Source organism: Paenibacillus nanchangensis (assembly GCF_046543445.1).
Classification (GTDB): domain Bacteria; phylum Bacillota; class Bacilli; order Paenibacillales; family Paenibacillaceae; genus Paenibacillus_AQ; species Paenibacillus_AQ nanchangensis.
Genome location: NZ_JBHOFD010000019.1, coordinates 129,017 through 139,544, shown reverse-complemented (window position 1 = coordinate 139,544; position 10,528 = coordinate 129,017). Strand labels below are relative to the sequence as shown.

Here is a 10,528-nt window from a genome sequence, read left to right as displayed (position 1 = left end):
GGTGTTTTCGGCACGAATAACGGAACTGGAGTCCGCCAAGGCATACCAAAGCCCAAAAATTTCAGAAATAACGGCCGCTGGGTCCGGAAAGACCTCCGTATCGTGTTCTGTGGTAATCCGCTGCGGGTGTGTCACAGGAGAGGAATTCGTTACAAAGTGTTATGTATAATGGAGATCGATCTGACAATAAACAGGTGGACCTCACGACACCCATCCCGGCTTGGCATTCTTCCCATTTATACGGATGAACAGATTGCGCAATGTTATTGTACTGCAATCTGACTAGGACGGAAGACATGATGCAGCTCTATCGAAATGATTCAGCTCTGTCGAAATGATGCAGCTCTATCGAAATGATTCAGCTCTGTCGAAATGATGCAGCTCTATCGAAATGATTCAGTTTCCTCACTCAGACTCATGAATTCGCAGAGTATTTCCTTAATTTACAGTTTTCGTACACACCCTAATAGGTGGAAAAACAAACGGGAACGACGGCGATGCCGCTCGGTTCCCGTTTTGTTTTACAAGTGTAATACAAGTGCTTGCGGGCACGGTTGCCTAAATAAGGGCTTACTTTCACCCCTATACGCTAAAGTAGGTTAGCACCGACAGCAGCACGGAGGTTATCGCCATCGCAAGTAAAGGGCGCAGCGCCTTGCTGCGCAGATCCTTTAAGCAGACGTTCAGGCCAAGCCCGGTCATCGCCATCGTCAGCAGGAAGGTGGTAACGAGCGAAACTCCGTTCATCACCGGGGCGGGGATCTGAATTGACCGGCCCAGTACATAGCTGTTGAACACGCTCATCAAAATAAAACCCGCCAAAAACCAGGGGAACTCGATTTTGGAGTTTTGTTCTCCTGGAGACTGTTCTCTGCTGCTTTTTCGTTTCATCAGATGGATCAGCAACAAGCTGAGCGGGACCAGCAGGAATACCCGGCCCAGCTTGGCAAGCAAAGCGATGGCCAGCGCATCGCTGCCCGCAGGAGCACCCGCCAACGCGACATGGGCGATTTCGTGCAGACTGACGCCGGACCAAACACCGTACTGCAGTGCGGACAGCGGTAAAAAAGGCCGCAGCAGCGTATACCCGACTGCAAACACGGTGCCGACCAAAGCGATCAAACCCGCTCCCATCGCGGTATCCTCGTCTTTTGCTTTCAGGATAGGAGAGACGGCCGCAATTGCCGCCGCCCCGCATACACCCGTACCGATTCCGAGCAGCAGTGACAGGGAGACATCCGCTTTCAGCCATTTAGCCAGCAGCATCATTACCGTAATGGCAAAACCAATCGTCACCGCATCCCGGACCAGCAGACCCAGTCCTTGATGAAAAACGGTGTCGATATTGAGTTTCAGGCCAAATAAAATAATCGCCGCACGCAGCAGCTGTTTGGCGGAAAACTGAATTCCCGGGCGGATCTTCTCCGGATAACCGGCAAGCTGACGGTATACGACCGCGATGATAATCGCACAGGCGAGCTGGCCGATCCGGTCAAAGCCCGGCACCTTCGCCAATACGTACCCGGCCATTGCAATTAAAAAAGTAAAGCCGATGCCGCCCAGCCAGCTCCCTGTAGCGAAAGGGGCGGGGTTCGGCTGGGCTGAACCGTTCCCGGACGACGGCAGAGCCGAACCGCTCCTGGACATCGGTAAGGCCGAATCGGCCCTGGACTGTGGCGGGGTTAATCCGCCCCTAGATGATGGCAGGGCCGAGCCGTCCCTTGGCATCGGCAGAGCGAACTCCTCCCTTTGCTGTTTCGCATCCGCATGCGGCAAAACGTGCTGCTGTTTCATTTTTGACGGCCTCCAGTAGATCATTTCTTTGATGACCTTAGCTTAAGACCGGCAGTATAATAAGTAAAATTATATATAATGATGATTACCATAAGTGTTAGATTATGATTAATACCGGGAGGCAAGGCAAATGGATCAGGCATTGATCGTATTTATTGCTGTGGCCGAACAGCAGAATTTTACGCGGGCGGCTGAACAGCTGCATATTACCCAGCCGGCGGTCAGCAGCTACATTCAAGGCCTGGAGCGGGCGCTGGACTGTAAGCTGCTGGAGCGGACCAACAAGTATGTGCGATTGAACAAAGCGGGCGAAGCCGTTTACCGCCATGCGAAAGAGATTATGAACCTGTACACACGTATGGAAAATATTTTGGACGATTTGAAGCATACGGCGCACGGTCCGCTCTCCATAGGCGCAAGTTACACCTTTGGGGAATACATCCTGCCCCATGTGATTGCCGAGCTGCGCAGGCGTTTTCCTTCCGTTCAGCCCGATATTACGATCGCGAATTCCAAGGTCATTTTTGAGCAAGTCAGCCGGCGGCAGCTGGACGCGGGGATTATTGAAGGAGAAATCAGGCAGGCGGAGCATGTTACCACCATACCTTTTGCCGAGGACCGGATGGAAATCGCGGTTTCCGCCAGGCACCCGCTGGCTGGACAAGCGGAAATCACCCCCGCTGAGCTTGAAGCCGAGACGTGGATCATCCGTGAAGAAGGCTCGGGAACCCGGGAGATGCAGGAAAAAACGTTTGAACAGCTGGGGATTCGCCCCCGCAGTCTGATGGTTTTTGGCAGCACCCAGGCGATTAAGGAATCGATTGAAGCGGGGCTCGGATTAACCTTGCTGTCGTTGTGGACCCTTCGCAAGGAGCTTGCGGAAGGCAGCATCCGTCTGCTGAAGCTGCCGGGTTTTCCGCTCAGCCGCCATTTTTCGCTGGTTATGCCGGATTTGGGGTTTCAGACGAAAGCGTCCGAGGTATTTGCCGGAATGCTGCGTGAGCACACAGGATTTCCGAAGATATGAAAGGGTGAAGGGGACCGCCGAACAGAGGGCAGCATAGGAGACGAAAATACCGAAAAGTGGCTGCGCCAATAACGCCGCATGTTGCCGCCTATACGGGTGTGTGTTAAAATCAATTGGACCAAACATCCTACGTTCGAGAATAGAAGAATAGAAAGGGTAAACGATGCTTAAGAAAACAACAAGGTTAACACTGGTAGAGCAGGTTGCCCTGCAGATGGAAGGCATGATCGAATCCGGCAAGTGGGAAGTGGGGAGACGTATCCCGGCCGAGCCGGAGCTGATGGCTGAACTTCACGTCAGCCGCAATACATTACGGGAAGCAATTCGGGCTTTGGTCCATGCGGGACTGCTGCAGACGAAGCAGGGAGACGGGACGTATGTCCGTTCTTCAAGTGTGCTGGGAGTGGTGCTGAAAAAACGCATCGTACACTCCGACATGCTGCAAACCCTGGAGGTCCGGTATGCGCTTGAACGTGAAGGCGCGCATTTGGCTGCGCTGCGCAGAACCGGCGAGGAAGCGCAAGAGCTGCTGCTCCAGCTTGAACGCTGTGAGGACGCTGCCCGGCTCGGAGACCATGACCGGTTTGTGACGGAGGATTTACGTCTTCATCAGCAGATCATCTCGGCGTCCCATAATGAGATTCTGGTGGAGTTATATCAACATATTGCCGAGGCCTTACAGGATTCGATCACCAGCATCACCCGGTATGAAGCGGGGCCGGTTTTTCTGGAGACGCATCGGCAGCTGGTCGAAGCCATCACCGCTCAGGACGCCGACCAAGCGATAGCGGCGGTCCATCGGTATATAACGGAATCACAGCGGGTAATCGCGGCTCAAGGAGCGGTGCAGCCATGAGCGTAAACAGCGATTACAAGCAGGCGAAGCCGTCGGGTTCAGCGAACCCGGCGCAGGCCGCAAACCCGCCGCGGTCAGCAAGTCTGCTGCAGTCAACGAACCCATCGCGGTCAGCCAATCCGCCGCAGTTACCAAAGTTGGATCTGGCAGTGCAGCCTCTTTCGTCAACCAATCCGTCTCAAATCGCAGTATCTGCCGTACCGCTGCCGTCCGGATGGCCGATTGTACTTGGTATCATCCTGATTTCGCTGACGATGCGGTCGCCGTTAACGTCGGTCGGCCCTTTGGTGGGCTCGATCCGGGAATCGCTTGGATTATCGAACACCGCGGCGGGGCTGCTTACGACACTGCCGCTGCTTGCGTTTGCGTTGTTGTCCCCGTTTGCGCCTGCTTTGGCCCGGCGTTTTGGCATGGAACGGCTCCTGCTGTATGCCTTGGTGCTGCTTATGGGCGGGATTGCCGTCCGCTCGCTGCCCGCTGCGCCCTCTTTGTTTGCCGGGACGATAATTCTTGGACTTGCCATTGCGGTGTGTAACGTGCTTCTCCCGAGCCTGATCAAAAGGGATCTGCCGCACAAGGTGGGACTCCTGACAGGCCTGTATTCCGTAACGATGAATATGTTCGGCGCCATTGCTTCGGGACTAAGTGTCCCGATCGCCCGGAATCTCGGTTACGGCTGGAACGGCGCGCTTGGCATTTGGGGGATTCTGGCGCTGCTGGCTGCGGTATTCTGGTTCCCTCAAGTCCGGAAAAAGAAATCGGCTGCCGGTTCAGCAGCCGCTGGTGATCCGGAGCGGCGAAGCCTGTGGCGTTCTCCGCTGGCCTGGATGGTTTCGCTGTTTATGGGGTTCCAGTCGCTCCTGTTTTATGTCCTGATTACCTGGCTCCCTGAAGTTATGACCAGCCGGGGATTCAGCGAGGACGGCGGGGGTTATATGCTGTCGATGATGCAAATTGCTTCGCTGCCTGCATCGTTTGCTGCGCCAATCATAGCGGGACGGATGAAAAATCAGCGTGTTTTGGTGATTTTTACGACTGTATTGTATGTGATCTCTTTAAGCGGACTGTATTTCGGAGACAATTCATTGGTGGCCTTATGGACCATTTTGCTCGGCATTGCCGGGGGCGGAACCTTCAGTTTAGCAATGATTCTGTTTAGCCTCCGCACAAAAAATGCTACCGATGCCGCTTCCATGTCCGGTATGGCGCAATCTGTCGGCTATTTGCTGGCTGCTGCCGGACCGCCTTTGTTCGGCTTGCTCCATGACGCCACGAACAGCTGGAATCTCCCGCTGATTTTGCTGCTTACTGTCAGCGGACTGCTGTTCCTCTGCGGGCTGGGCGCCTCAAGAAACGCTGCGGTATAAGTTACGGTTGCCTGATACGTATCACTGCAACAACGGCCTAGGTCAGAACGCACTGGAAGCGGATGCCCGAAAAGTATAGGATATGGATAATTCATCCATAACCATACACCATCCATTTTGGGATGGGCTAGAGAAAGCGGGGGGCATCATGACAGGGATAACAATTGAGCCGGTAAATGAGGAGAGACTAGAGGCGTTTCTTCTTTACTGCAGACAGTACCGTGACCAAGTGGACGATTCGTTTCTGGTGGAGTCCGAACTAAGCGATTTTGCCATTCACGAGGATTATCCGTCTTATATTGCCGTGGATACGGCGGGGCGTACAGTAGGCGCGGCTTCGCTGATCATTGATGCATATCATCGGCTGGGGCGCCGGGGGAGATTCCGGATTCTCCATACCGAACTTGCAGACCCGGTTGTGTACAGAAGGCTGCTGGAGGCGGCTTTAACCCATGCGCAGGGGCTGGAACATGTTTTTGTGTTTGTTCCAACTGCACAAGAGAAAGTGATGGACACCCTGCCGCTAATCGGCTTTCGCCTTGAACGGTATTCTTTTATTCTTATCAACGACAATCCCGGCCGGACTTCGTATGAAGTTCCCGAAGGGTACGAGCTGCGAAGTTTTCGGAACGGACTGGACGAGGAAGCGTGGGCGGAGGTCCGGAATATAGGTTTTGCCAGGCTGAAAGGGAGCGAAACGCCGATCACACCTGAACTGGTGGCCAAAATGACCAAAGAGGAAGAACATATTGATGGCGGAATGCTGCTGTTATATCACGGGCAAAAAACCGTCGGTATCGTTCGCGGCGCGGACGAACCGTATGACGGCAAGCCGGCAATGAACATCGGGCCGCTTGCGCTGCTGCCCGAATACCAAGGGCAGGGGCTGGGTAGGCTGCTGCTGCGGGCAGCCTTGTCGTTGGCGGCTGAAAGAGGATACGCGCGGGTATCGCTGTGCGTGAATGCTGAAAATGAACGCGCCAAACAGCTCTATTTGCAGGAAGGCTTCTATCAGGCGGAAGCGGTCGCCAATTTTAAATACGAGCTGGATCGCCCATAAATGTAGAAATGCAGAGAGTCTCACTGCTCCGCAAAAAAAAGATCAAACAAGCTCCCCGGCCGATTTTATCGGTGAAGGGGAGCTTTTTGTAATGCGCCTTTTATTTGTATGGATAATAGTGCGGTAATTTAGATTGGAATTCTTTTAAATTCACAATCAAGTGATCGTTATTAAATTCAATTAATGATACACCATCAAATTCCTCAACTTCTGCATCGTATTCACATTTAAAGTACCATTCAACAGCAGTTAAATTGCCTTGATGGATAAACTGTTTTATATTCCAAACCAAAACTGTTCCACGCTTATTCCAATCGTCAAACCAGCTTTCTATGGTGTCTATTCCGTGATATTCCGGTCCATAACATTCTGAATAGACGATGTTTGAGTCGAAGGTATTTCTTAAAATTACTTTGTTTTTGTTAATCCAAGACTCGAAATAGTTTTCAATTACCCGTTCTCGTTCAATCATCCTATCGCCCCCTAATATTATCCAAACAATGTTCATTATAGAACGTTTGTTCCTGATTATCAAATAACAACACCTAAAGCAAAGATTCACGCTGCGAGAAGGCCAGCGAAAGGCATTTAAAATTTTTTGATTGCTAATCGTAAATATTACTATTAATATAGTGGAGGGGTTCATTCGTTCTGACAGAAAAGGCTGAGGATCAAAAACAAGGGAGGAGTCTGCGCTCTATTAATAGTAATATTTACGTTTAAATTCGAAATTGCAGCTGCGGCTGCCTACAAGGACAAGGACCAAACGCGCCAAAGGGATCGGGGAGGGAACAACCGGAAACAACCGAGAACAACCGAGAACAACCGGGAACAACCGGGAACAACCGGGAACAACCGGTTCAGAAAAGCATCAGTAAGTAATGTACATAAGGTTGATCGCCATACAGCCAGAGGAATGATAAAACACCCTATCTATTGGTCCAAACGAGGGAGGAAACCAGATTGAAGAGAGCGGTAAAAATGCTTGCGGCAGTCATGGCGGGAATGGTCCTGCTGGCCGGCTGCGGCAGCGGGAATGGAGAAGAAGCAAAAACCGGGGCTGCGGCCCCCGTTCAGGAGCTGAAATACGCCGCAGCTAAAGATATCAATGACATGAACCCCCACCTGTATCCGGGTTCCATGCCGGCTCAAGGGATGGTGTACGAGTCGCTGGTCGAAAACACCGCGGACGGCGTAAAGCCGCTGCTGGCTGAATCCTGGGATATTTCGGAGGATGGGAAGGTCTATACCTTTCATTTGCGGAAAAACGTAACTTTTCACGACGGGGCGCCTTTTACTGCGGAAGCTGTGAAGCAAAATATAGACTCCGTACAGCGAAACGCGGCCAAACATTCGTGGATCAAGCTGTCGGCGGTGATCGAGAGCTGCAACGTTATTGATGAGCATACAGTCGAACTGAGATTGACGGAGCCGTATTATCTGGCGCTGCTGGAGTTGTCCATGACGAGACCTTACGTCTTTATTTCGCCGGCTGATTTTATCAATGGAGAGACCAAAGACGGGGTCAGCGGATATCACGGCACCGGTCCTTACAAGCTCACCGAGCATAAAACCGACCAATACGCCGTGTTTGAGGCCAATGAACAATATTGGGGCGGAGCGCCCAAGGTGAAACGGATTACCTCCAAGGTGCTCCCCGCAGGCGAAACGACGCTTTTGGCGCTGCAAAAAGGCGAAGTGAATTTTGTATTTACGGACGACCGGGGCACGGACAGCCTGGACGTTGAAGCCATCAAGCGGTTGACCGATACAGGCGATTACCAGGTGAAGCGCAGCGAGCCGATGAACACAAAAATGATTGTAGCCAACACAAGCAAAACAGGCAGCCCCGTGCAGGACACAGCGGTACGCGAAGCACTCTGGTATTCGATTGACCGGGACACGATCAGCAAACAGATCTTCAGCGGAACGGAGGCGCCTGCAGGCACTTTGTTTTCCGCCAACGTGGGTTATGCGGATGTGCCGCTGACGCCGCGGGGCTACGACCTGGACAAAGCGCAGCAGCTGCTTGAGGAAGCGGGCTGGAGCCGGACGGACGATGGAGGTGTGCGGACGAAAGACGGGGCGCTTCTTAAGATGAAGCTGTATTATGACGCGAACTCTTCTTCCCAAAAGACCCAGGCGGAATTGATCCAGAACACGGTGAAATCCATCGGGATGGAGCTGGAGCTGATCGGCGAAGAATCGTCTTCCATCGCAAACCGGCGGTCGACCGGCGATTACGATCTTTTGTTTAACCAGACATGGGGTCTTGCCTATGATCCGCAGAGCACTGTCGCTGCTTTTACATCCGAAGCGTCCTATTATCACTCCACCAGCGGAATAAAGCGGGCGGAAGAGCTATACAGGAAAATTGAACAAGTTATGGTGTCAAAGGATGAGGAAACCCGGAAAGGTCTGTATGCGGACATTTTGACGATCGTGCATGAGGAAGCGGTTTTTATTCCGATCACAAACGGCAGCATGACCGTCGTGGCTCCAGCGGATTTGCAGGGCTTGGACTTCAAGCAGACCCAGTTCGAGCTGCCTTTTGAACGGATGTATTTTGAATAAAAGCATGCCATAAGGAGGCTGCCCATGCGTCTGTATCTCTTAAAACGAACCCTGACCGCCGTGCCGCTGCTGCTCGTCATCTCTTTGTTGACCTACGGTCTGGTGCAGCTGTCCCCCCTGGACCCGGCCGAGGTTGTCCTGCAGGCGCAGGGCGTGCCGAAAATTACGGAGCAGCTGATTACGGAGACCCAGGCGGCATTAGGGATGGACCGTCCATTTTTGGTGAGGTATGCGGATTGGCTGGTCTCCTGTCTGCAGCTCGATTTCGGCCATTCGTACGTCACGGGCAAACCGGTCTGGTCGCTGCTTGGGCCGGCGTTCCTTAACACCTTGAAGCTCACGCTGGCCTCCATGGTTTTTATTGTCGGGTTCTCGATCCTGCTTGGCGTACTCTGCGCGCTGAAGGCGGGGAAACTGCTGGATCAGTCGGTGAGAGGGGCAGCTTTTTTCCTGACTTCGATGCCGTCCTATTGGCTTGCTGCACTGATGATCTGGTATTTCTCCGTCAAACTGGACTGGCTGCCCACAAGCGGCATGGAGTCATACGGCAGTTATATTCTGCCGGTTACCGTATTAACGGTGAGCTATGCGGGGATCTATTTCCGGATTGTCCGGAGCTCCGTCTTAAGCAATCTGAACGAAGACTATGTGCTGTATGCCAGAGCATGCGGACTGCCGGAACGGAAAGTCGTGAGACGTGTCGTAAAAAATTCCATGCAGGTCGCTGTATCGGTCTTCTGTATGGCGGTTCCTATTGTGCTCGGCAGCACGGTTGTAGTGGAAAATATTTTTGCCTGGCCGGGGCTCGGGACTTTGACTGTAAACGCCGTTTTGGGCCGGGATTTTCCGGTCATTCAGGCTTATGTGCTCGTGCTTTCCGCTGCCTTTGTATTATTTAATACACTGTCCGATCTGATCAATGCGGCGGTGAACCCCAAACTGAGGAGGGGGCTTTGATGAAGCTGCTGCAAAAAATAACACAAGACAAGCTTGCGGCGCTATGCTTAACCATCATAGCCGGAGTAATGGCCGCCGGGATTTTTGCCCCGCTATTTGCCCCGCACGACCCTGAACAGGTGCGGATGGAGCTGCGCTACGCTTCGCCGTCCTGGTCCTACCTGCTGGGCAACGATCATCTGGGGCGCTGCATTTTGTCGAGAATGATCTACGGTATCCGTCCAAGCGTGCTTTGGGTGTTCGCGGCAACGGCCGTGTCGGTAACCGCCGGCGCGGTTGCTGGGTTCGCCGCAGGTTATTTCCGGGGCAAAACGGACGCGCTGCTGATGAGAGTATGCGATTGTATGCTGTCGTTCCCCGGGTATGTGATGTCGCTTGCGGTCATTGGCATTCTTGGACCGGGTCTTGAGAACATCCTGATCGCGTTTGTGCTGATGAAATGGGCCTGGTTCGCCCGGGTCATCCGCACCTCCGTGATGCAGCATGCCGAAGCCGAATATGTTAAATTCTCCAAAGCACTCGGAGTTCGGAACCTGAACATCATTTTCAAACAGATTGCGCCGGTTACGCTCCCCGATATTGCGGTTATTGCGAGCAGTTCGTTCGGGAGTATGATTCTGCAGATTTCCGGTTTCTCCTTCCTCGGTTTGGGTGTACAGGCGCCGCAGGCCGAGTGGGGAATGATGCTGAACGAAGCAAGAGAAGTAATGTTCTCGAATCCCGCACTGATGCTTGCGCCGGGCCTGGCGATTGTGATTGTCGTATCGGCGATTAATTACGTGTCTGACGCACTGCAGGTGGCTTTGGATCCGAAGCTGATGCGTTCCGGAGTACAGCAGCACAAGCGGGGCTTGTTGAAAGCCCGTCTGAAAGAGGAAGAGGTGGCCTAGCTG

The 10,528-nt window shown here is 53.0% G+C and carries 9 protein-coding genes; 7 read left to right on the top strand and 2 right to left on the bottom strand.

Features of this window, described 5'->3' with window-relative positions; translation table 11 throughout:
• Positions 1–582 precede the first annotated feature (582 nt).
• Positions 583–1,647 (bottom strand): YeiH family protein, encoded by a 1,065-nt coding sequence (locus tag ACE6ED_RS16585; RefSeq protein WP_410828314.1) that lies wholly within the window; start codon positions 1,645–1,647, stop codon positions 583–585.
• 277 nt (positions 1,648–1,924) lie between these two features.
• On the opposite strand from ACE6ED_RS16585, the gene ACE6ED_RS16580 reads away from it, so the two are divergent.
• From ACE6ED_RS16580 to ACE6ED_RS16565, 4 genes are all read left to right on the top strand, one after another.
• Positions 1,925–2,821, top strand: a complete 897-nt coding sequence (locus ACE6ED_RS16580) for a LysR family transcriptional regulator (RefSeq protein WP_410828308.1) — start codon at positions 1,925–1,927, stop codon at positions 2,819–2,821.
• Positions 2,822–2,984: 163 nt separating this feature from the next.
• On the top strand, positions 2,985–3,677 hold the full coding sequence (locus tag ACE6ED_RS16575; RefSeq protein WP_410828307.1) for a FadR/GntR family transcriptional regulator: 693 nt from the start codon (positions 2,985–2,987) through the stop codon (positions 3,675–3,677).
• Complete coding sequence (locus ACE6ED_RS16570) at positions 3,674–5,044, top strand: CynX/NimT family MFS transporter (RefSeq protein WP_410828306.1); 1,371 nt, start codon at positions 3,674–3,676, stop codon at positions 5,042–5,044. The genes ACE6ED_RS16575 and ACE6ED_RS16570 overlap by 4 nt, the downstream gene beginning before the upstream one ends.
• Positions 5,045–5,192: 148 nt before the next feature.
• Positions 5,193–6,104, top strand: coding sequence for a GNAT family N-acetyltransferase (locus ACE6ED_RS16565; RefSeq protein WP_410828305.1), 912 nt, complete (start codon positions 5,193–5,195; stop codon positions 6,102–6,104).
• A gap of 100 nt (positions 6,105–6,204) precedes the next feature.
• Here ACE6ED_RS16565 and ACE6ED_RS16560 read toward each other — a convergent pair whose 3' ends face one another.
• A complete protein-coding gene (locus tag ACE6ED_RS16560) occupies positions 6,205–6,576 on the bottom strand; it encodes a nuclear transport factor 2 family protein (protein ID WP_410828304.1) in 372 nt (123 codons plus the stop codon).
• Positions 6,577–7,067: 491 nt separating this feature from the next.
• Here ACE6ED_RS16560 and cntA point away from each other — a divergent pair, with 491 nt between their 5' ends.
• The 3 genes from cntA to cntC are packed head-to-tail and all read left to right on the top strand — an operon-like array spanning position 7,068 to position 10,525.
• A complete protein-coding gene (cntA, locus tag ACE6ED_RS16555) occupies positions 7,068–8,678 on the top strand; it encodes a staphylopine-dependent metal ABC transporter substrate-binding lipoprotein (RefSeq protein WP_410828303.1) in 1,611 nt (536 codons plus the stop codon).
• Between the two features lie 24 nt (positions 8,679–8,702).
• On the top strand, positions 8,703–9,635 hold the full coding sequence (opp1B, locus tag ACE6ED_RS16550) for a nickel/cobalt ABC transporter permease (RefSeq protein WP_410828302.1): 933 nt from the start codon (positions 8,703–8,705) through the stop codon (positions 9,633–9,635).
• Positions 9,635–10,525, top strand: coding sequence for a staphylopine uptake ABC transporter permease subunit CntC (gene cntC / locus ACE6ED_RS16545; RefSeq protein ID WP_410828301.1), 891 nt, complete (start codon positions 9,635–9,637; stop codon positions 10,523–10,525). Before opp1B ends, cntC begins: the two co-directional genes overlap by 1 nt.
• The last annotated feature ends 3 nt before the right edge of the window (positions 10,526–10,528 follow it).